This is a genomic window from Halomonas sp. CSM-2, assembly GCF_002119345.1.
Classification (GTDB): domain Bacteria; phylum Pseudomonadota; class Gammaproteobacteria; order Pseudomonadales; family Halomonadaceae; genus Vreelandella; species Vreelandella janggokensis.
In genome coordinates this window covers 1-20,123 of the sequence record NZ_NBYR01000005.1, presented here as the reverse complement: position 1 = coordinate 20,123, position 20,123 = coordinate 1, and the positions used below count along the sequence as shown (strand labels likewise).

General features: G+C 56.2%; 22 protein-coding genes, 1 pseudogene and 1 riboswitch. Of the genes and pseudogenes, 11 read left to right on the top strand and 12 right to left on the bottom strand.

Annotation, left to right across the window (positions count from 1 at the left end):
• Window positions 1–44: 44 nt before the first annotated feature.
• The 7 genes and pseudogenes from cmoA to B7L15_RS05035 form a co-directional block, all read left to right on the top strand.
• Entirely contained in the window at window positions 45–785 is a 741-nt protein-coding gene (cmoA, locus tag B7L15_RS05065; protein ID WP_085917926.1) for a carboxy-S-adenosyl-L-methionine synthase CmoA, read from the top strand.
• On the top strand, window positions 782–2,212 hold the full coding sequence (locus tag B7L15_RS05060) for a phospholipase D-like domain-containing protein (protein WP_085917925.1): 1,431 nt from the start codon (window positions 782–784) through the stop codon (window positions 2,210–2,212). The genes cmoA and B7L15_RS05060 overlap by 4 nt, the downstream gene beginning before the upstream one ends.
• 15 nt (window positions 2,213–2,227) lie before the next feature.
• On the top strand, window positions 2,228–3,226 hold the full coding sequence (gene cmoB / locus B7L15_RS05055) for a tRNA 5-methoxyuridine(34)/uridine 5-oxyacetic acid(34) synthase CmoB (RefSeq protein ID WP_085917924.1): 999 nt from the start codon (window positions 2,228–2,230) through the stop codon (window positions 3,224–3,226).
• A gap of 184 nt (window positions 3,227–3,410) precedes the next feature.
• Window positions 3,411–3,514: riboswitch (TPP riboswitch) on the top strand.
• 62 nt (window positions 3,515–3,576) lie between these two features.
• Window positions 3,577–4,140 carry an NUDIX hydrolase gene (locus tag B7L15_RS05050; RefSeq protein ID WP_217807978.1) on the top strand — a complete coding sequence of 188 codons (564 nt, stop codon included), beginning with the start codon at window positions 3,577–3,579 and terminating at the stop codon, window positions 4,138–4,140.
• A gap of 54 nt (window positions 4,141–4,194) precedes the next feature.
• Complete coding sequence (locus tag B7L15_RS05045; protein WP_254902852.1) at window positions 4,195–5,169, top strand: thymidylate synthase; 975 nt, start codon at window positions 4,195–4,197, stop codon at window positions 5,167–5,169.
• A 39-nt stretch (window positions 5,170–5,208) separates the two neighbouring features.
• Entirely contained in the window at window positions 5,209–5,946 is a 738-nt protein-coding gene (locus tag B7L15_RS05040; protein WP_085917922.1) for a class I SAM-dependent methyltransferase, read from the top strand.
• 134 nt (window positions 5,947–6,080) lie between these two features.
• Window positions 6,081–6,329, top strand: a pseudogene (locus tag B7L15_RS05035) (DUF1698 domain-containing protein); the annotation flags it as partial.
• A gap of 6 nt (window positions 6,330–6,335) precedes the next feature.
• Here the strand turns inward: B7L15_RS05035 and B7L15_RS05030 are convergent.
• The 4 genes from B7L15_RS05030 to B7L15_RS05015 all read right to left on the bottom strand — a co-directional run bounded on the left by B7L15_RS05030 (window position 6,336) and on the right by B7L15_RS05015 (window position 9,769).
• The gene (locus B7L15_RS05030; RefSeq protein WP_066317710.1) at window positions 6,336–7,010 is read right to left on the bottom strand and encodes a zinc metallopeptidase; all 675 of its coding nucleotides are present in this window, start codon (window positions 7,008–7,010) and stop codon (window positions 6,336–6,338) included.
• A 92-nt stretch (window positions 7,011–7,102) separates the two neighbouring features.
• Entirely contained in the window at window positions 7,103–8,227 is a 1,125-nt protein-coding gene (locus B7L15_RS05025) for an App1 family protein (RefSeq protein WP_085917920.1), read from the bottom strand.
• Window positions 8,227–8,790 carry a type 1 glutamine amidotransferase domain-containing protein gene (locus B7L15_RS05020; protein ID WP_085917919.1) on the bottom strand — a complete coding sequence of 188 codons (564 nt, stop codon included), beginning with the start codon at window positions 8,788–8,790 and terminating at the stop codon, window positions 8,227–8,229. The genes B7L15_RS05025 and B7L15_RS05020 overlap by 1 nt, the downstream gene beginning before the upstream one ends.
• Before the next feature lie 97 nt (window positions 8,791–8,887).
• Complete coding sequence (locus B7L15_RS05015; RefSeq protein ID WP_199283507.1) at window positions 8,888–9,769, bottom strand: helix-turn-helix transcriptional regulator; 882 nt, start codon at window positions 9,767–9,769, stop codon at window positions 8,888–8,890.
• Window positions 9,770–9,883: 114 nt separating this feature from the next.
• On the opposite strand from B7L15_RS05015, the gene B7L15_RS05010 reads away from it, so the two are divergent.
• From B7L15_RS05010 to B7L15_RS05000, 3 genes are read left to right on the top strand one after another with little or no spacing between them, the layout of a single operon-like run.
• Window positions 9,884–10,588, top strand: a complete 705-nt coding sequence (locus tag B7L15_RS05010) for an ABC transporter permease (protein ID WP_085917917.1) — start codon at window positions 9,884–9,886, stop codon at window positions 10,586–10,588.
• Complete coding sequence (locus tag B7L15_RS05005; RefSeq protein ID WP_085917916.1) at window positions 10,585–11,307, top strand: ATP-binding cassette domain-containing protein; 723 nt, start codon at window positions 10,585–10,587, stop codon at window positions 11,305–11,307. The genes B7L15_RS05010 and B7L15_RS05005 overlap by 4 nt, the downstream gene beginning before the upstream one ends.
• Before the next feature lie 34 nt (window positions 11,308–11,341).
• A complete protein-coding gene (locus B7L15_RS05000; protein WP_085917915.1) occupies window positions 11,342–12,151 on the top strand; it encodes a substrate-binding domain-containing protein in 810 nt (269 codons plus the stop codon).
• Window positions 12,152–12,254: 103 nt separating this feature from the next.
• On the opposite strand, the gene cysN is transcribed toward B7L15_RS05000, so the two are convergent.
• From cysN to B7L15_RS04970, 6 genes are all read right to left on the bottom strand, one after another.
• Window positions 12,255–13,691: a sulfate adenylyltransferase subunit CysN gene (gene cysN, locus B7L15_RS04995; RefSeq protein ID WP_085917914.1), complete on the bottom strand. Its 1,437-nt coding sequence runs from the start codon at window positions 13,689–13,691 to the stop codon at window positions 12,255–12,257.
• Window positions 13,691–14,653 (bottom strand): sulfate adenylyltransferase subunit CysD, encoded by a 963-nt coding sequence (gene cysD, locus B7L15_RS04990; RefSeq protein ID WP_441316946.1) that lies wholly within the window; start codon window positions 14,651–14,653, stop codon window positions 13,691–13,693. The genes cysN and cysD overlap by 1 nt, the downstream gene beginning before the upstream one ends.
• Before the next feature lie 155 nt (window positions 14,654–14,808).
• Window positions 14,809–15,543: a metallophosphoesterase gene (locus B7L15_RS04985; protein WP_085917913.1), complete on the bottom strand. Its 735-nt coding sequence runs from the start codon at window positions 15,541–15,543 to the stop codon at window positions 14,809–14,811.
• On the bottom strand, window positions 15,543–15,989 hold the full coding sequence (locus B7L15_RS04980; protein ID WP_085917912.1) for a DUF1249 domain-containing protein: 447 nt from the start codon (window positions 15,987–15,989) through the stop codon (window positions 15,543–15,545). Before B7L15_RS04980 ends, B7L15_RS04985 begins: the two co-directional genes overlap by 1 nt.
• Window positions 15,990–15,991: 2 nt before the next feature.
• Window positions 15,992–16,663, bottom strand: a complete 672-nt coding sequence (locus B7L15_RS04975) for an NUDIX domain-containing protein (protein ID WP_085917911.1) — start codon at window positions 16,661–16,663, stop codon at window positions 15,992–15,994.
• A 72-nt stretch (window positions 16,664–16,735) separates the two neighbouring features.
• Complete coding sequence (locus tag B7L15_RS04970) at window positions 16,736–17,380, bottom strand: hypothetical protein (protein ID WP_085917910.1); 645 nt, start codon at window positions 17,378–17,380, stop codon at window positions 16,736–16,738.
• Between the two features lie 176 nt (window positions 17,381–17,556).
• Between B7L15_RS04970 and greB the strand changes: the two genes are divergently transcribed.
• On the top strand, window positions 17,557–18,093 hold the full coding sequence (gene greB, locus B7L15_RS04965) for a transcription elongation factor GreB (RefSeq protein ID WP_085917909.1): 537 nt from the start codon (window positions 17,557–17,559) through the stop codon (window positions 18,091–18,093).
• Here the strand turns inward: greB and B7L15_RS04960 are convergent, their stop codons facing one another.
• Window positions 18,094–19,101, bottom strand: coding sequence for a methyltransferase (locus B7L15_RS04960; protein WP_085917908.1), 1,008 nt, complete (start codon window positions 19,099–19,101; stop codon window positions 18,094–18,096). It lies immediately after the preceding gene.
• Window positions 19,098–19,907: a methyltransferase domain-containing protein gene (locus tag B7L15_RS04955; RefSeq protein ID WP_085917907.1), complete on the bottom strand. Its 810-nt coding sequence runs from the start codon at window positions 19,905–19,907 to the stop codon at window positions 19,098–19,100. Before B7L15_RS04955 ends, B7L15_RS04960 begins: the two co-directional genes overlap by 4 nt.
• Between the last annotated feature and the right edge of the window lie 216 nt (window positions 19,908–20,123).

The following is a 20,123-nucleotide window of genomic DNA, read 5'->3' as shown; positions in this document are numbered from 1 at the left end:
GGGCGCGTAAACTACGCAACCTCATTAATAATCCTGGCTTGACCATGAGTGATGCATCTTACCGCGACGCTATCTTTTCGACACCCTTGGATAAAGTGGCAAGGTTCTCCTTTGACGAACAGGTGGTCGCGTGCTTTCCCGACATGATCCGCCGTTCGGTGCCCGGCTACGGGCAAATCCTCGGCATGCTGAGCCTGATCGCCCAGCGACATCTCCGCCACGGCGCCCACGTCTACGATCTGGGCTGTTCGCTGGGTGCTTCGGGGCTGGCACTTGCCGGCGCGCTGCCTGCCGACGCCTTTCGCTATACCGGAATCGATCTTTCCCCTGCCATGGTAAAACAGGCTCGGCAAACGTTTGCCGATGAGTGCGCCGACTATGTCATGCAGGTGGAAGAAGCTGATATTCGTACGCTTGAGTATGCGCCTTCGGGGATGATCATTCTCAACTTTACGCTGCAGTTTTTGCCGCCCGATGACCGCGATGCCCTCTTGAGGAGGCTGTTCGATGCGCTCGAGCCCGGAGGCGTGCTGATTCTATCGGAAAAGACTGTCGACGCCGACGAACGCGACAACGCCTGGCGGGTCGAGCGCTACCACGATTTCAAGCGCGCCAATGGCTACAGCGATTTGGAAATCAGCCAAAAGCGTACTGCCCTCGAGAACGTGCTGGTGCCGGACACCCTTGAAGTTCTTCATGACCGCCTGAAGCAAGCCGGCTTTCCGCGCTCGATGACCTGGTTCCAATACCTCAACTTCGCCTCCTTGATCGCCTTCAAGCCATGACTACCTGGATCGTCCTGACCGGGGCCGCACTGGCGCTCTACGCTGCCACCCTTTGGTGGCACTCGCGCAAGTCCTTGCCATCCGGCCTGAGCGTCGAGGGCAAGTGGCGGTCGCCTGTTGCATCGCAGTTGCTTCTCGACGAAACCTTTATCGATGCTGACGGCCAACGCCACTGCCGACAGCAGATTTTCGACGAGATGTTGCGCCTGATTGGCCAGGCCAAAAAGCTGGTGGTATTGGATATGTTCCAGTTCAACGACCCTGCCGACGACCGCCACGACTGCCATCGCCAGATTTCCGTGGCAATGCGTGACGCCCTGCTGAACCGCAAGCACCAGCGCCCTGATATCGAGATAGTGGTAATCACCGATCCTATCAACGCCGTCTACGGCGGGCTCGAGCCTAGCCACCATCAAGCACTTGAAGCGGCTGGCATCCGGGTCGCCACCACCGACCTAACGATCGGGCGTGACCCCAACCCAAGCTGGACCGCGCTTTGGCGGCTGAGCTTTCGCTGGCTGCGCCACTCGCCCCGGGCCGGCTGGCTACCCAACCCTATCGGCCAGGGCAAGGTCGGTCTTCGCAGCTACCTGACCCTGCTTAACCTCAACGCCAACCATCGTAAGACCCTGGTAGTGGACGAAGGTGATCGCTGGACCGCCGTGGTCAGCTCGGCCAACGCCGATGACGGCAGCAGCGACTACCGGGACGTGGCGCTGCGAGTCGCCGGTGATACCGCCCTCGACCTGCTTGCCTCCGAGCGCGAAATTGCCGCCCACAGCGGCGTCCCCATCGCCCACGTCCAGCCGACGGCAGCCACTAGCGACAAAAGTGGCAACACTCCGCGCCTACGCCTGCTTAGCGAAGGCGCCATCAAACGCGCTTTGCTGGCGATCATCGACGACGCCCACGCAGACGAGAGGCTCGATATAGAGATACTCTACCTCTCTCACCGTCGCGTGATCGCGGCCGTGGTCAGAGCCGCGGCAAGGGGCGTTAAGGTACGCGTGCTTCTCGACCCCAACCACCATGCCTTTGGCGTCTCCGGCAGCGGTATTCCCAACCGCCAGGCGGCCAACGACCTGATCAACGCCGACATCCAGCTACGCTGGAGTGATACCCACGGCGAGCAGGCGCATGGCAAAGTATTGCTGCGCCATGCTGGCAAGCGCCCCGCCCACCTGCTGCTGGGTTCGGCCAACTATACCCGGCGTAGCCTTAACGACCTCAACTTCGAAGCCAATCTCGAGTGGGTCGCCGACAGCGATGATGCGATTATCCACGAGGCCCGCGCAGCCTTCGAACGCCACTGGCATAATACCGACACCGAGCATTACAGCACCGGCCCCGAGGCTTACCTGGACGCCTCTCGTTGGCGCTACTGGCAGTATCGACTGATGGAAGCCAGCGGCTGGTGCACTTTTTAAGACAGCGAGACACCCATGCCCCACCCCCACCGCGAGCTCTACCACGCCTTTATTGACCAGGGTCTGGACACCTGGCTGGCACGTCTGCCCGAGCAATTGGCGCGCGGCCTCGACCGCAACCGCCACGGCGACTTGCCCGCCTGGGAAAAAGCCGTGGCCAAACTGCCCGCGCTGCCAAGCGAGCGGCGCGTCGACCTGAACAGCGACACCGTGACTGTCGACATTGACCTCACCGACAGCCAAAAGCGCCAGTGTTTCAACCTGCTGAGAAAGCTTGCACCCTGGCGGAAAGGCCCTTTTCAATTGGGTGGCCTCCATATCGACACCGAGTGGCGCTCCGACTGGAAGTGGCAGCGCGTGGCCCCCCACCTGGCACCGCTCGAATACCGCAAAGTGCTCGATGTGGGCGGAGGTAGCGGTTACCACGCCTGGCGGATGGCCGGGGCAGGTGCAGCTTTTGTGCTGGTCATTGACCCTTCACCGCGCTTTTACTGGCAGTTCCAGGCGGTACGCCATTTCGTGGGCGATGCAGACGGCGGCAGAACGCAGTTCTTACCGGTGGGCATCGAAGACGTACCGGAAAACCTGGGCTTTTTCGATACGGTCTTTTCCATGGGCGTGCTCTACCACCGCCCTGCGCCGCTGGAGCACATTCAGCAGCTAAAGGCCGCCTTGGCGCCTGGCGGCGAGTTGGTGCTGGAGACCCTGGTGGTGGAAGGCGATGAGCAGACGGTGTTTATGCCCGGCGAACGCTACGCCGCCATGCCCAACGTTTACTTCCTGCCCTCCTCCATGGCGCTATGCCACTGGCTTTCGCGCTGCGGCTTTACCAACGTTCGCGTGGTGGATGAAGCAGCCACCACCCTTGACGAGCAGCGCTCCACCGACTGGATGACCTACCAGTCGCTGGCCGATTTCCTCGATCCAGACGACCGTACCCGCACCATCGAAGGCTACCCTGCTCCGCGCCGGGCGGTGATATTGGCGAATAAGCCGAGCTGTTTAGCCGTTTAGCCGATTGTGCGAAGAAGGGTCAAAACTGCGGCTTACGCCAAGTCGCTGCATAACAGTCATTTAATTAAAATGTGGTGGCGATGTGTAATCGCTTACTACTTCAGGGCGATAAGCCGACAAGGAGAGCGTGCATTTAAAATCACAAGCCCAAGCATTGACTTATACTTAAATTCATAGTAGTGGTGAATTTTCCGAGGGGTGTCTGTTCTTCAGGCTGAGATGGAGTTATCCAAACCCTTTGAACCTGATCCGGCTTATACCGGCGTAGGAACGGAACGGGCATAAACCATATATGGATCTGTTTTGACACCTGCGCCTGTATTATTCGAACCTCAATACAGGAGTTCATCGTGTCGCAAAATAACTCAACGCCCGCTAACGTATCTACGCTCAGCAGCGCCCCTCCTTTTAACATGTCTGATAAAAACCGCATGAACTCCGTACCTGCCAAGCCACGTTTGGCAGCAATCGCCGTAACTCTGCGTGATAATGAAGTTCTCCTAGTCCAACGCAGTAAAGAGCCTCAACGGGGCACTTGGGGCTTCCCAGGAGGATCAGTGGAACCAGGAGAGAGCCTACATTGTGCAGCAGAGCGCGAATTGCTGGAAGAAACAGGTATCACAGCAACCGCAGGGCCGTTGATTGATGTAGTAGAAGTGATTGGATATGACCCTGAGGGAAATCACCACCACTTCGCCTTGGTTGCCCTACTTTGTCACTACGTTGATGGCGAGCTACAGCCCGGTGATGATGCTGCAGACTGCCGATGGGCGAAAGTTGTAAACGGAGAACTCAATTTCAATGAAGTCTTGGCAGATCACGTAGCAGATACTGTCATGAAAGCCTTTAATTTGCATAGTTCAATGGTCAACGAAAAATCACATGAGACCCACGCCCCCAACTCAGCTTTATAAACCACCCCTCATCAGTTAAAGATACCTCTTTGTCCATCGGAAGAGATTAATATAATGATGCATAAACATTATACGAATTTCACCAGCCTCTATAGGGACACACTGCATAAAATCTGCTTTGAATACGAACATATTAACGCACCTCGAGGAAACAAAGAGCGAGAACTCATTGGATTCAATGTCCGACTCGACAACCCCCGAGATCGTTTTTGTCTAAGCAAAATACGCAAACAAAATATTGTCTTTAATTATGCAGAAGCGTTGTGGTATTTATCCGGTAAAAACGACTTGGCATTTATTTCCTGGTACGCACCGTCGATGCAACGCTACAGCCCAGATGGTATAAGCCTACCAGGCACTGGTTACGGAGCTCGTCTTAAAAACTTTGGTGTAGACACATTCGATCAAATCGAACGAGCGATTGATATCCTTAAAAATGACGACCCCGACAGCAAGCGTACCGTCCTGCAAATATTCAGTGCGGAAGAAAATCTTTATCGACGTAATATTGACGTTTCATGTACCTTGGGTCTTCAGCTGCTACTTCGCGAAGAAAAGCTGCACATGGTTAGCTATATGCGTGCCAATGATGCTTACGTTGGTATGCTGAACGATATTTTCTCTTTTACTTTCTTGCAGGAATATATTGCTACCCGCATAGGTTGCAATATCGGGCACTACACTCATCAAGTTGGTTCTATTCACGTCTATGAAAGCACACATGAGCGTGCGCTTGAGCTTTTGAATAGTAATGAAACAGTGCCCCAGTCAGGCACCATACCTTTAATGCCAGTTGGTACATCCCCTGCCACTATACGCGAACTACTGGAATATGAGTCAGAAATCCGTAGCGGCTTGTTGTCATTTAATGACATGGCTAAGCTTAACCTAACGGCTTATTGGCGAGATGTACTGATGCTATTCTGGATTTATCGCCAAATCAAAATAGGAAATGCACTGCCTCAAAAGGCATTGGAGATAATCAACCCCTACTATGGACCGTTTCTTATTAATCGCTGGGGTAGTTAAAGCATTCATACATGAGCGCACACTAGGAGATTTATTTCCATGAATACTAATTGGACTGAACACAATATCGCCGAACTCTTTGACGCCTATGATGACTGGGTGGAGAACACTTTTGGCTATCAACCACTAATCGCAGACTTAACATGCTCCCATGGTAAGGAAATTAATGTATTGGACTACGGCTGCGGCAGCGGAAAAGTGGCCAGAAGATTAAGAGACGACGGATTCGATTATGTCACCGGTGTTGACATCTCTCCAACAATGATTGAAAAAGCCATATCCGCAGGCGGCAACCATCTTCATTTTGAGCAAATTCATAGTTCAAACTTGCCATTTTCTGATAACAGTTTTGAAGCTGCCATTAGTTGTTTTCTGTTTATTAATATTCCCGAAAGACGTGAACTAGTACGCATCGCTACGGAAGTAATGCGCGTGCTCAAACCTGGCGGCTCCTATTACATTCTCGACACTCATCCTCAAACCACCGGGGTCGATTATCCGACCTACCGCAATGGAGAGCATGGCATTTCCTATCAAGACGGAGATAACCGCCCAGTCTACCTCACGATACCGGGAAGAAAGCAACCATTAGAGATTGTCGATAAGCAATGGGATTTATCCACATATCGACATACATTTGCTGCGGCAGGGCTTACACTAACCACAGAACGTAGTCTTCCATTTGACAATTCAAAATTGCCAGCTCACACGAATGAGTTCCTTTCTCTACAGGACACAACCCCCTATATTCTACTGCGGGCCACAAAATCAAAGTAGATCTAGCTTGGTGCCTCAGGCCTAACACTCGTAGGCACGTTCGCAGCTAACACGTTCAGCTAACCGGTATTGATCTCACGCAAGCTATAGCGGCACGAGCAAAGCATACCTTCAACACTGATGCCCGGAGAACGTACAACGCCATGTCTAACATCTACTTCATACCTTCCTCCAAGGCGCTATGCCACTGGCTTTCGCGCTGCGGCTTTACCAATGTGCGCGTGGTGGATGAAGCAGTCACCACCCTTGACGAGCAGCGCTCCACCGACTGGATGACGTACCAGTCGCTGGCCGATTTCCTCGATCCAGACGACCGTACCCGCACCATCGAAGGCTACCCTGCTCCGCGCCGGGCGGTGATATTGGCGAATAAGCCGGGGTAACACCATTTACCTGCGCAAAATCACCAGCCAGCGGCCCAGGTTCATCACGCTGGCAAGCGACGCCGCTACATAGGTGAAGGCGCAGGCCGTCAGCACATGCCGGGCGCCGTGCATATCGTTGGGGGGCACATATTCCTTCAGTAGCGGCAGGGCCCGGTTGAAGCTGGCATCAAACTCGACGGGCAAGGTGACCAGATGCACCAGTGCCGCGGTGCCGAAGCTGATCACGGCCATGACGATGATCACCGCCAGCCCGCCCGGCAACCGAGTGAGTAGAAACAGAAACGGCGCCGCCATCATCAATATCGCGCCCAGTTTTTCAGCTTTTTGCGCCACTTTCACCAGACGACTGCGCGCCAATAGCGGTGCGTAACCTTGGTGATGCTGAATGGCGTGCCCAACTTCATGGGCGGCCACCGTGACGGCGGTCAGTGAACGTCCATCGTAATTATCCGGAGAAAGACGGACGCAGCGTGTTTCAGGGTCATAATGGTCACCGAATTCAGTGCGCTCGACACTCGCTCCCTCTATGCCCAGTCGGCGCAGCAAATGATCGGCAAGCTCGGCGCCGGTACCGGGATAGTCGTCACGTCCCCGAGTGTGGCGCTTGAGTACCCATTTGGCCCACAGGTTAGGCAGCACAAAAATCGCCAGGGCGAAGATAATCAGCACAACGAACATCATGGTTCCCAGCCCCCCAAAACGAATTGACATGACCTATTAAACATCTTTTCTACAGGACGTGACGACCGGGAAGGATGAAAGTGCCTATTTTATTCGCTGGCAGCCTCCTGATAGCTTGCGGCCACGTCACGCTTGACCGCCTGAAGTCCTCGCGCCGATATATAATCTTCCGCATGAGCATGCTCGGCGATCAGCACGCTATCGGCGGCCAGTACCAGCTGGCAGTCGGTGTCGGCCAGTTCGTTGCGTAAATGCTGGATAGCTTCTTCTCGAGCGGGGTCTTGATCAACACGGCGAATATAAATGGCCTTTATACGCCCAGGGTAATCGCGGACAACCTCACTATACACCTCAGGGTCATGCTGACCGCTGTCGCCTATCAAAATACAAGGCATGTCATCGAATAGCGCCAGCATATGATCGATCAGATCCCGCTTGTGTGCCTCCCCTCGCCTCGGCCAGGGATGGCGCCACGAAATACCCCATTCCCGCAAAAAAAGAATAGGGCCTACCGGAATGCGGTTGAGTTGAAAAAATGCTTCCAGCATTTCATAGATAGCCCAAGGCCCGCGGGAAACATACAGAATAGGCCGTTCGGCTTTATCGCTGGCACCGCGATGCAGCGCCTGATAGAGGGAAGCAACTCCAGGAAATGCAGTACGGCGGTGCGGCTTGCGCACAAACAGGCGGTACAGCATCTTGAGCTTTTCAGCCACGCCGGTGAACATCACGGTGTCATCAATATCACTGATCACCACCAGGTCTGCCTCGGGCGGCGGTACGTAAATTTCTACCTGGGTGTTAACGGGCCGCTGGCCTTCAGCCTGAACCTTTATGTCTGCAACATGCCAGGAAACATCGATAGGAAGAGGATGACTGATCGGCAGGTGGACATTGAAGTAGCCATCGCGGTCGGTCGTCACACACAGCTGATTTTCACCTAGGGAAAGTTCGATAGCCGCGCCGGAAAATCCGCGACGAAAGACACGCCTGGCGACGTCAGCTGTGTCGCGCAGCATGCCCCGCCTGGGAATGGCGCGGCCCAGGGCGGCCTGACGGAACACCCTGCCCATGACGAAGATTTCTCGTTGAGACCCGTAGCCACGATAGGGGTGAACCATCATGCCGCCGCGGCCAAGATCGCGTTTCATGGGCTTGGCAATCACATGGGTAAGCCGCTTAACGAAGCTTGACCACTGGCGAAACACCTTCATCAAGCGTGCTGGCCTGAATGACGTCCTTCTTGAAGTTCTTCCAGAAGCTTCGCATTAAAGTCATCAAGGTCTTTGGGCGTGCGACTGGTGACCAGACCGCTATCGACCACGACAGGCTCATCTACCCAGTTGGCACCCGCATTACGCAGATCCTGGGCGACGCTCGCCACCGAGGTCATGCGACGCCCTTCTACGACACCCGCATTAATCAGAATCCAGGGGGCATGGCAAATAGCCGCTACCGGCTTACCTGCCTGAAAGAACGCTTTCGCAAAATTCAGCGCATCATCATTGAGGCGTAGCGCATCAGGATTAAACAGACCGCCCGGCAGGACTAAGGCGTGATAGTCAGATTCGTTGACGTCAGCAAGGGCCACATCGGCATCATAGGTGTCTCCCCAATCAGTCTCGGCCCAGGCACGAATACCTTTCCCTTCAGGCGTGACTACATGCACCTCAACGCCATTTTTCTGAAGTGCCGCACGGGGAACGCTTAATTCGGATTCTTCAAAGCCATCGGTCGCCAGAATAGCAACGCGTTTTCCATTTAGTGCTTGACTCATCATGCTCTCCTTTTCGTGATGATTAGACGTTAACAACACCTAACCAGTGTGGCATCTGTTGTATAATCGTCAAGCCAAATACCCAATGCGCGGGGCGCTAGGCGTTGTACAGCACCTCGCCCATCTGACGAATGTCGTAGCCCCCAAGTGCCTTAGCACGCTGAGCAAACCGGGGCTGACGGGTAAACGCCAATAGCGCCTGCATGCTCGGCTCGAAGTAGCTGCGGCGATGCATCATTAAATCGAACTGCTCATCGTAAAGCGGGATAAAACCCAGTTGCTGACGCCGCGCCGCTGCTTCAACGCCGAGCCCGACATCCGCCTCCCCTTGCAGAACGCTCAGCGCCAAATCGTCTTCGTTCAGACTCGGGTGAGCCGCCCAATCAACCGACGTTGTCATGATGCCCGCTTTGCCGAGCAGGTAAGTTAACAACCGAGCGGCACCGGCACCGGGTTGGCGGTGAGCAACGCGTATCTTGGGGCGCGTCAGGTCGGCCACACTGTTAATCCCTAATGGATTCCCAGCGGGAATCAATAACCCCTGGCGCCGGATTGCCCAGCGCAACACAACCAAATCTTTTACGCCGCCCAACCCCAATAAATGCGGCTGGTTGTATTGACCGCTGTCAGGATCGAGCAAGTGCACCCCGGCAACCATGGCGCGACCCTCCAGCAGGCGACGAACGCCGTCGCCGCTGCCATGAAACAAGCTGGCCAAGTCGGAGCGACTTTCGCGGATGGCCCATTCCAGTAACGGATCCTGGCTACCGGCTACCACTGCAGGCGGCGGTTGGCGTTGGGCCTGATCCCCTTCCAGATGGTTGAGCACCCATAAATCAATCTGTTGGCGAGGAAAGAGCAATTTCCCCGTCACACGGCTACAAGGTATCTGACCCTGGCGCACCAGGTCGTAGACCTTGCGCTCCTTAAGCCGTAAATAGTCGGCCACTTCGCTGGTGGTTAAATAATTGACGCTCAACGGCAGACCCTCAGTGTTTTATGCTGCATATAGCTGCACCAATTTCAGCATAGGGTGCATCTTTGCATATTAACGATCATGCTGCCTACCTACACCACATCCTGACTATTGATTATGCCCGCTAGCGATAATGCTTTTTTAACCGCGCTGCAGCTTATTCTGCACATGGATAGCGACCTGTTCGCGATTGTGTCGTTGTCGCTGCAGGTATCGCTCGTGGCCGTTGCGCTCGCCGCGCTTGTGGGCTTACCGCTGGGTGCCGCTCTGGCGCTTTGGCGCTTTCCCGGTCGCAACGGTGTGATTATCGTGTTGAACGCCTTGATGGGCCTCCCCCCCGTTGTCGCCGGGCTGTGTGTTTATCTGCTGCTCTCGCGCGCCGGACCACTGGGCGAATGGGGGCTACTGTTCAGCCCCACCGCCATGGTGGTGGCCCAATGGGTGTTAGTGCTACCGATTATTGCCTCGTTGACGCGCCAACAAATCGAGGCATTACACGGCGAATACGCCGAACAGCTCCAGTCACTGGGCTTATCCACCGCGAGAATGATGCCCACCCTGCTCTGGGACGCCCGCGTTGGGCTGGTCACCGTCATGCTGGCGGGGTTTGGGCGTGCCAGCGCTGAAGTCGGTGCGGTAATGATTGTGGGCGGCAATATCGAGGGTGTGACGCGGGTCATGACCACCAGCATCGTGCTGGAAACCAGCAAGGGCAATCTGCCTCTGGCACTCGGGCTGGGTATTATTCTACTGGCATTGGTGACACTGATTAATGCGATGGCCCACCTGATGGGCGAAACGGCCAAGAGGCGCTTGGGATGAATGCACCAACGTCCATACTCGCGCCTATCGCCGACCTGCAGCTCGATAGCGTCAGCTTTGAACACCGCGGCCAATCGCTTTTGGCCCCCACCTCGCTGACACTGTCGGGGTGTCGTCGTACGGTCATCATGGGCCCAAACGGCGCGGGCAAGAGCCTGCTGATGCGCTTGGCTCACGGACTACTTACCCCAACGACTGGACGTATCTACTGGCAAGGCCCTACCCCGGTACAGGCGATGGTGTTCCAACGGCCGGTGCTGCTTCGCCGCTCAGCGATTGATAACCTCACCTACGTACTGGGTATCCATAAAGTGCCCCGTGCCCAGCGTAAAGCGCGTGCCTATCAAGCGCTCGACACCTTCGGTTTAACCTCCCTCGCCCATCGTCCGGCCCGAGTACTCTCGGGTGGCGAGCAGCAGCGGCTTGCCCTGGCCCGCGCCTGGCTGCTCAACCCCGATGTGCTGTTTCTGGATGAAGCCACCTCGGCCCTGGACCCGGCAGCAATCAAAGCCGTGGAAGATGCCGTTATGGCGTTTCACGCAAGCGGCACCCGCATTGTGATGACGACTCATGACTTGCATCAGGCCAAACGCCTGGCCGATGACGTGGTGTTTTTACATAACGGTCAATTGAGGGAACACACCTCCAACGAGACATTTTTCTCCGCGCCTCGCTCGTCAGAGGGTCGCGCATTTATCCAGGGTGAGCTGGTTTGGTAACCCTGAGCATCTCGCAAAAAGAAGGAATCGTGACATGAAAAAGACAGCGATCATCACCAGCGCAAGCCTGCTAAGCCTGGCCTGGGGAGGTCTGGCGCTGGCCGATGACGACTACATCACACTGGCCTCCACCACCTCGACGGAAAATTCGGGGCTATTTGATGCCATCATTCCCCAGTTTACCGACAAGACCGATATTGATGTCCGGGTGGTGGCCGTAGGCACCGGCCAGGCGTTTGAAACCGCCCGGCGCGGCGACGCCGACAGCCTGCTGGTTCACGACACGGCAGGCGAGGAGCAGTTTGTCGCAGAGGGTTATGCCACCGAGCGCCTGAATGTCATGTACAACGACTTCGTGATCGTCGGCCCAAGCGATGATCCCGCCGACATTCAAAGCAGCGAGACCGTCGAAGAAGCCATGCAGCGCATTGCCGAAAGCGAGTCGGCCTTTGCCTCGCGGGGTGATGACAGCGGCACCAACCGTGCCGAGCTGCGTTTATGGGAAGACGCCGACGTTAACCCGCAAGGCGAGTGGTACCGCGAGCTGGGCAGCGGTATGGGGCCGACACTCAATACGGCAGCGGGCATGAACGCCTACACCCTCACTGACCGCGCTACCTGGGTGTCTTTTGAAAACCCGCAGGACTTGACCTTACTGTTTGAAGGCGATGAGGCGCTTTTTAATCAGTATGGCAGCTTGCTGATCTCGGAAGAGCGCCACCCTCACTTGAAGCATGACCTTGCCGCCCAGTGGCATGAATGGCTGGTCTCAGAAGAGGGCCAAGCCGCCATCGCTGATTACGAGGTCGATGGCCAACAGCTGTTTTTCCCCAACGCGGAATAACCTACCGACAAGTCATCGATAAAAAAGCCCCTCAGGCATGCTGCCTGAGGGGCTTCTATATAACCACATTGCTTATCTTACCCAGTTGATGCCAGGTAAAAACCTACAGCAGCTGGCGAATATCCTTGGCTTCCCAATGCGGAAAATGCTTACGCACCAGGGCGTTGAGATCGCGCTCAAACGCCGCCCAATCGGTTTTCTCTGGACCACTGCCTGACGCCTTGGCGACGCCACGGATCATCCCCGCACCGACGGTCACGTTGGTCAGCCGATCGACAATGATAAAGCTGCCGGTACCAGGGCTGCTGCGATAACTGTCAACAGGGATCGCCGCCGTCAATTCGACTTCGCAGCGGGCAATGGCATTCAAGCTCAGCGAATCCGCGGCGTGCTTTTCAAGGGTGTTCACGTCGATCTGGTAGTCAACCGCGCTGACTTGCCCTGACAGGTCCCGCGTGGCGAGCTTGAAGTCATACAGTTTGCCCGGCGCCAGCGCATCTTCATGCATCCAGACAATATCCGCTTCAAAAGCATTTGACAGCGGCAACTCTTCCTCGGCGCTGACGAGCCAGTCGCCCCGGGAAATATCGATTTCATCGTCCAGCGTAACGGTAATGGCCTGCCCCGGATACGCCGCCGTCAAGTCCCCCTCAAAGGTCACGATCCGCTCGACGCGCGAGGTTTTCCCCGAAGGCAGCACCTTCACGGCTTGGCCAGGGCGCAACACGCCCGCTGCCAAGGTGCCGCAATAGCCGCGAAAATCAAGGTTGGGCCGGTTAACATACTGCACCGGCAAACGCAGATCGGTAAGGTTCTGGTCATACGTGACCTCGACGCTTTCCAGCAGCTCAATCAGCGTTTTGCCTTCGTAGCCCGCGGTGTAATACCAGGGTGTCTGCTCGCTGGGATTGACGACGTTGTCGCCGTTGAGCGCCGACATCGGCACAAAGCGAATATCGGGGGCGTTCAGATTGGTGGCGAAAGCACGATATTCTTCGACGATTTCGTTAAAGCGCTGCTCGGAGAAATCGACCAGATCCATCTTGTTGACTGCAATGACCAGATGCTGGATACCCAGCAAATCGGCAATGAAGCTGTGGCGGCGGGTTTGCGTCTGCACGCCGTAGCGCGCGTCAATCAGGATCACCGCCAGGCTCGCGGTAGAGGCGCCGGTGGCCATGTTGCGGGTGTACTGCTCGTGTCCCGGGGTATCGGCGATAATGAACTTGCGCTTATCGGTGGAGAAAAACCGATACGCCACATCGATGGTAATGCCCTGCTCGCGCTCCGACTGCAGGCCATCGACCAGCAGCGCCAGATCAACGGTATCACCGGTGGTACCGCTGGTTTTGGACGCCTGGGTGATCGCCGCCAGTTGATCCTCAAAAATCATTTTGGAATCGTGCAGCATTCGGCCAATCAGCGTGGACTTGCCGTCATCGACACTGCCGCAGGTGATGAAGCGCAGCAGGTCCTTGTTTTCGTGTTCGTGCAGATATTGCTCGATGTTGTCGGCAATCAAGTTGGATTGGTGTGACATTAAAAGTACCCCTCACGCTTTTTCTTTTCCATCGAGCCGGCCTGGTCGTGGTCGATGGCGCGGCCGCTGCGTTCGCTGGTTTTGGTCAGCAGCATTTCCTGGATGACCTCGGGCAAGGTGGCGGCTTTGGATTCCACCGCGCCGGTGAGCGGGTAGCAGCCCAGGGTTCTGAAACGCACCCACTTTTCTTCCGGCACTTCGCCAGGCTCCAGCGGCATGCGGTCGTCGTCGACCATGATCTGCATGCCGTCACGCTCGACCACCGGGCGTGGGGCTGACAGGTACAACGGCACAATGGGGATCGATTCCAGATAGATGTACTGCCAGATATCCAACTCGGTCCAGTTGGAAAGCGGGAACACGCGAATCGATTCGCCCTTGTTGACCTTGGCGTTGTAGATATTCCACAGCTCAGGGCGCTGTTTTTTCGGGTCCCAGCGGTGGTATCTATCGCGGAAGGAGTAGACACGTTCCTTGGCACGGGACGCTTCTTCATCACGCCGGGCACCGCCAAAGGCGGCGTCAAACCCATGCTTGTCCAGCGCCTGCTTGAGCGCCTGGGTTTTCATGATGTCGGTGTACTTGGCACTGCCGTGGTCAAACGGGTTGATGTTCGCCGCCCGACCTTCTTCGTTGGTGTGGACGATAAGCTCCATGCCCGCCTCTGCCGCCATGCGGTTGCGGAACTCGATCATCTCGCGGAATTTCCAGGTGGTGTCTATATGCATCAGCGGGAACGGGGGCGTGCCGGGGTAAAACGCCTTGCGCGCCAGGTGCAGCATCACTGAGGAATCTTTGCCGATGGAGTACATCATCACCGGATTGGAAAACTCGGCGGCGACTTCGCGAATGATATGGATCGATTCCGCTTCGAGCTGCTTCAAGTGCGTCATGCGCGCAGCACTAGGCGCACCGGGCATTTCAGGCCGCGACGCGGCTGAAAGATTGGAAAACTGGGACATGGCCGACTACCTCACAAAAACAAACCTGTGCACTGCGCAAAAGCTGAGCGCTAAGATGTAGGTAGGGTAACGTCTTGTCGATAATAACCCAAAAGAATTAATAACTATCTTTTTATTCTTTTACTGCCTATAAGATCAAAAAGCCGTTTTGACGGCTAAACCGTGACACGCTCGACCCGGGTTTCCCACTGCTGGTCGTGGAAATCAACGATGCGATAACCGGGGCGTGATGCCTCATCAATCATAAAGTGTTCTGCCCCAGGCATGAATTGATCGGCAATCGCCGGGCAGCCATAAACGGCAACATCATGTGTACCGGCTACATGGCGCTGGGTATATGGCTGATGGGCGTGACCAAACAGGATGACCTTGACCTGGGGAAACGCGCTGATGACCTCCCAGAACGCATCGCGGTCCTGCAAACCAATGGCATCCATCCAGGTCGCTCCCACCTCAACGGGAGGATGATGCATCGCGATCAAGGTCGGTCGGCGATCTCCTTCAAGCTTTGACGATAGCGTCGCCAAGGCGTCACGGCCCAGTTCACCATAGGGCTCCCCCTCAACCGGGGTGTGCAGCAGCAGTAGGCGCCAGGGCGGCAACGACACCTCATCGACCAGCGGATGTTCTGCTTGCATCAGCGCGGGCTGGTCGTGATTACCCGCCATCCAGGCCCACGGACAGGGCAACTGCGACATCGCCTCACTGGCCAGTGCATAAGAGGTCGCTGTTTCGTCCTGACTGACATCACCGGTCAACACCACGAAGTCGGGTCGCTCAGCGATGGCCGCCTGCAGCACCCGCTGTAGGTGATGCCAGGGCACTCCCGCGCGGGAACGCGCTTGTTTATCCGCGTACAGGTGGGCATCGGTGATTTGCACCAGGCGCATCAGGGAAGCTCCGGTACATCAACGGTGTGTCCATGTGCCAGGGCATGAGCCAGCCATTCGCCGAGAAAGCGATTCAACTGAAGCTTTTCATCCGGCTGGTGCATCCGCGCATTAGGGTAGCGGTAACGCCCTCTAAAGTGGCGCTCGCGCTGAAAATCGGTGACTTCTGCCATGCGGACGTCGTGGTAAAGATGCACACGCATGCGAGGCCCTTCCCACAAGGTATCCATCGGACTGCTTTGCGACACTTCCAACATGGTGGTGTAAGGGGCGTTTTGCAAAATCTTGAGTTGTAAAACACCGAAATCCTGGTCATCGCCGCGCAAGGCAATGTTGCGTTGCTGGTCGCCTTCCAGGTCACCCACCAGGCGAACCAGTCGCAAATAGTTGGCGCTGCACTCGGCTTGGAGCGTCTTCAAATCGGTGACATAAGCCATTTTCGCCATGCTCACTCCTCGTCGGTTTCGCCCTGCGGGGGTATTGGGCGGGAAGCGGCGCGTAAAGACGCCCGCTGGCCTGCCAGCCAATGCAGTGCAATCAAGCACATGGCGTTGTCGAGTCTTCCCTGGCCCAAGAGTTCCCATGCAGTGGGAAAAGACACCACATGGACGCGAATATCTTCATGTTCTTCAGCCAGGCCATGAACCCCGCCCACCCCCTGCGTATTGATCAAGCCGCAGAACAGTGTCACGCGTTCGTTACAGGCGCCTGGACTGGGGTAATAGGAGTGCAGTTTAGTCAATTGGCCCACATGACACCCGGCCTCTTCCAGAGATTCACGACGGGCAACATCTTCCAGTGACTCGTCCTGCTCGACGAGGCCGGCCACGAGCTCAAGCTTCCATGGCGTGTGCGGATCGTCAACGGCACCGGCACGGAACTGTTCAACCAACACCAGGTTATCGCGCGCGGGGTCGTAAAGCAGCACCCCCACGGCATCAAAGCGTTGATGGACCTCGCGACGCATGACGTCGCTCCACCCGCCTTCAAACAGGCGATGACGAAGCTCTAACGCCTCCAGGCGGAAAAAGCCCTGGTGCAGGGTTTCACGTTTATGCAGTTCAACATCTTCGCGGCCTAGCGGCGTGTTGAGCAGAGACGTGCTGGCGCTGGATGCCATAAGGCGCTCCCGGTGATAACAATTGTCCTATTATCAATGCTTGCCACCGGGAATGCCAATTTGTGGAAGGAGTTATAGTTCACCAAGCAACGCTTCGGCGTCACGGCGCAACGCTTCATCGGACTGTTGGCGACCCTCGCGGGCGGTGCCATTCAAGGCGCGCTGGGCATGCTCCCGAGCCGCCTGGGTATTGCCTTCTTCCTGGAGGAAGGTCGCGTAGTAATAGTTGACATCGATGCCGTCAGGACGAATCTGCAAGGCCCGCTGAAACATCTTGTCTGCCGTATCACTATCGCCAAAACCAATCAGCCCACCGGGTACGCGGTCGTATAGCGCCCCCAACGTCACATAGGCAGAGCCATTATTGCCTTGCGGATCGATCTCGACAGCACGTTCGAGGGTATTCCGGGCGTCTTTGGCAACGCCCAAAGCACCAAGACCACCTCGTTCACGGGCATAAGCGGCCAATACCACCCCTTTCCAGACCAACACGTCGGCTTCGTCGCTATGCTGCTCAGCAAGCTGTGTCACTTCGTCGGCCAGGCCACTGAGCGCTTCTTCCCGCTCACTTTGAGGCATCTCCGTTACCGTATGCTCCCAGCGGTTCTTAAGCGAGAACAGCTCGCTTTCATAAGCCACCGCGTTAAACGACGCGAGCGCCAGCGAACTGCTGAGCGCGGTCATTGCGAAATAGCGTATCAGGTTTGAATGAACCATTATCAATTCCTTAGCTTGTTGTTGTCGGATAACTGCCAGTCGGCAAAATAAGCCACCCGGACAATGTAACGAACGTTTGAATTAATCGCCAGTCGCAAATCATTCGACGCGACGTTTGGCCGTCCTGAGGCAAATCGCGTTAAAGTGGGGATCGCCTAACCAGAAGGGAGTTGGCAATGAAAGGCCGCAACATGACACGTTGGCGCGATCCGGCAAAAGACCCGCGCCAGGAACCTAAAAGCAACCTGATTACCGCTGAGGGTGCAGCACGCCTGAGAGGCATTCTGGACCATCTCTCGCGGGTAAAACGCCCGCAAATTTCGGCGAAAGTGGGCGAAGCGGCCGCCCAGGGTGATCGCAGTGAAAACGCCGATTACACCTACAACAAGAAGGAACTCAATCGCGTCATCGCCCGTATTCGATACCTCACCAAGCGTCTGGATGAGCTCCAGGTGGTCGACCGCCTGCCCGCCAACACGCAAAAAATATTTTTTGGCGCCTTTGTCAGCCTGGAAGACGAAGAAGGTGAAACGCTGTCTCTACGCATTGTTGGACACGATGAAACCGATACGCAAAAACGCTGGATCAGTATCGATGCTCCCATGGCCAAGGCCTTGCTGGGCAAGGAAGTGGGCGAGGATATAACAGTGCTCACGCCCAACGGCGAGACGTTCTACACCGTGACAGCCATTGACTATGCCCCCGAACGGTAATTAATACTGCTGGGCGCGATAGACCCTGAAACGGCGATTATCCGCCAGGGTCTGGAACTGCCCAAATGCGTTCTGGAGCCGGTCCGGATAGGGCAAGAACGCATTGGCAACCAGCAATAATTGGCCCGCTGACGTCAAGTGGGTCGGCGCCTGACTGATCAGGCGCTGGCTTGGCCCATAGCTGACATCACGCTCCTGGTGAAAAGGCGGATTGCTGACGATAAGATCAAAGTGTTCGCCCTGCAAAGCACTGAATACATCACTTTGCAATACGCGGCCTTCGAGCCCGTTGACCCTCAGCGTTCGCTGGGTCGACTCAACCGCAAACGCACTGACATCCACCGCGGTGACCTGATGCCCGCGACGGGCTAGCCACGCGCTGATAATCCCGTCACCGCAGCCCATATCCAGCACGTGCAGAGGGTTGCTGAGTGGTGTGCTGGGAAGTTCGCTCTCCAGGACGTTCAGGAGTAGCCGGGTGCCTTCGTCGACCTTGCCATGCCCGAATACGCCCGGGTGGCTGATCAGTGCCAGACCCAGCGCGTCGAAACGCGCCCACACATCGTCCTTGGAAGCGAGCTTTACCGTGCGGGTGGCAAATAGCGAGCAGCGTCGGGCGTTATCCAGCTTGTCGCACTCCATGCCCCGCTCAGCGAGCAACTTGGGGACGCGCTTGATGCCTCCATTATGCTCACCGACAACCTCTACCGGCGTGTCACCTGGCAATACCTCACATAGCCACTCCAGCCACCAGATACCCAACTGATGGGCTTTGGGCCAGAACAGCACCACCTCGCCTGCCAGGTACTCAACATGCTCATCCACAAACGGGCTAAACGCCGATTTACCCCGAGCGCGCCAAGCGTCAAGCACAGCCAAGTCAGCGCTGACAACACCCGTTGATTGCTCAACCAACCAGGGATCCAACGGCGGACCGACTCCCCAGAGCGGCTCATCGCGCGCTGGCTGTCGTTCAAGCAGTTGGCAGGCAGGCGTTTGGGCACTCATTCGACGGTCTCCGGTTTGCTGAGGGTATAAAGCAAGTAGCGACCCAGGCGCCAGTGGGGGTCCTGTCGGCAGTAGCATTTTTCCAGCGCCAGCAGCGTGTCGCGCTCGCGTGGCGCTAACGCGGGCTGGCGTAAATAGTCCTGAAAGACTCGAATACCGGCTACCGACTCAACAACCAAGCCATTTTCCCCGCTCCACTGCACAACCTGGTCGTGGGTGATGGGCGAAATGGGCGTCAGTCGCTGGCCCCTGCCCTGACCCTCAAGCTGGTCGCTTAAGGCTTTTTGTAAGTTACCTTTCATGGCATTGGAAAAACGCAGCGCATCACGGTTAAACACCATGAGACTCAGTTGACCGCCTGGGGCGAGCAGGCTCGCCAGCGTTTGCATGGCCAAACGCGGCTCGCCGAGCCATTCCAGTACCGCGTGGCAGGCAATGAGTGGCCAGGGACCTGGGGCGTGCTGCCGAATCGTTTGCAGAGGCGCCTGCAGGTACTCAATCGCATCGCTGGGCAGCTCATTGGCATCACGATGCCAGTTTTTTGCATGGTCCAGCATTTCGCCAGAGGGCTCTGCCATCGTGACCTTATGCCCTCGCTCTGCAAACCACGCAGTTTGCTGGCCCAGGCCACCGCCGATATCCAATACTGCCTGCTGCTGTAAATTCAGCATCTGCGGTAATAAATAGTCGAGCATAGCCAGACGCAACTCGCCTCTGGGCGCCTGGTAGAGCGAGCGGGAAAACTTGTCGACCAGGCCGTCGAAGTAACGATCGCCCGCTTGGGTCAATTCATAATGTGGATGCATTCAATGGGCCGAGCGTTGTATCAAAGCCATGTAGTTTACCTTTCTGAAGAATATAACGCTTGTCACTCTAGCCCGGATTTCTCACAGGGTATAAAAGAAAGCGGCTGAAAGTGCTATGATTTCAAGAACCTAACCAATCCATCAAGCACCAACAGCCGCTTCCAAAATGGTACCTGAAAAACTGACCTTCTCGCCACTCTCACGCCGCCAAATTGA

Coding starts and splice junctions, on each gene's coding strand:
- cysN (WP_085917914.1), bottom strand. CDS start 13,691: ATGTCACACCAATCCAACTTGATTGCCGACAACATCGAGCAATATCTG.
- B7L15_RS04975 (WP_085917911.1), bottom strand. CDS start 16,663: ATGGCATCCAGCGCCAGCACGTCTCTGCTCAACACGCCGCTAGGCCGC.
- B7L15_RS05060 (WP_085917925.1), top strand. CDS start 782: ATGACTACCTGGATCGTCCTGACCGGGGCCGCACTGGCGCTCTACGCT.
- B7L15_RS05005 (WP_085917916.1), top strand. CDS start 10,585: ATGAATGCACCAACGTCCATACTCGCGCCTATCGCCGACCTGCAGCTC.
- B7L15_RS05010 (WP_085917917.1), top strand. CDS start 9,884: ATGCCCGCTAGCGATAATGCTTTTTTAACCGCGCTGCAGCTTATTCTG.
- cmoB (WP_085917924.1), top strand. CDS start 2,228: ATGCCCCACCCCCACCGCGAGCTCTACCACGCCTTTATTGACCAGGGT.
- B7L15_RS05000 (WP_085917915.1), top strand. CDS start 11,342: ATGAAAAAGACAGCGATCATCACCAGCGCAAGCCTGCTAAGCCTGGCC.
- cysD (WP_441316946.1), bottom strand. CDS start 14,653: ATGTCCCAGTTTTCCAATCTTTCAGCCGCGTCGCGGCCTGAAATGCCC.
- B7L15_RS04985 (WP_085917913.1), bottom strand. CDS start 15,543: ATGCGCCTGGTGCAAATCACCGATGCCCACCTGTACGCGGATAAACAA.
- B7L15_RS04960 (WP_085917908.1), bottom strand. CDS start 19,101: ATGAGTGCCCAAACGCCTGCCTGCCAACTGCTTGAACGACAGCCAGCG.
- B7L15_RS04980 (WP_085917912.1), bottom strand. CDS start 15,989: ATGGCGAAAATGGCTTATGTCACCGATTTGAAGACGCTCCAAGCCGAG.
- B7L15_RS05030 (WP_066317710.1), bottom strand. CDS start 7,010: ATGTTCGTTGTGCTGATTATCTTCGCCCTGGCGATTTTTGTGCTGCCT.
- greB (WP_085917909.1), top strand. CDS start 17,557: ATGAAAGGCCGCAACATGACACGTTGGCGCGATCCGGCAAAAGACCCG.
- B7L15_RS05020 (WP_085917919.1), bottom strand. CDS start 8,790: ATGAGTCAAGCACTAAATGGAAAACGCGTTGCTATTCTGGCGACCGAT.
- cmoA (WP_085917926.1), top strand. CDS start 45: ATGAGTGATGCATCTTACCGCGACGCTATCTTTTCGACACCCTTGGAT.
- B7L15_RS05040 (WP_085917922.1), top strand. CDS start 5,209: ATGAATACTAATTGGACTGAACACAATATCGCCGAACTCTTTGACGCC.
- B7L15_RS05025 (WP_085917920.1), bottom strand. CDS start 8,227: ATGAAGGTGTTTCGCCAGTGGTCAAGCTTCGTTAAGCGGCTTACCCAT.
- B7L15_RS04970 (WP_085917910.1), bottom strand. CDS start 17,380: ATGGTTCATTCAAACCTGATACGCTATTTCGCAATGACCGCGCTCAGC.
- B7L15_RS04955 (WP_085917907.1), bottom strand. CDS start 19,907: ATGCATCCACATTATGAATTGACCCAAGCGGGCGATCGTTACTTCGAC.
- B7L15_RS05045 (WP_254902852.1), top strand. CDS start 4,195: ATGATGCATAAACATTATACGAATTTCACCAGCCTCTATAGGGACACA.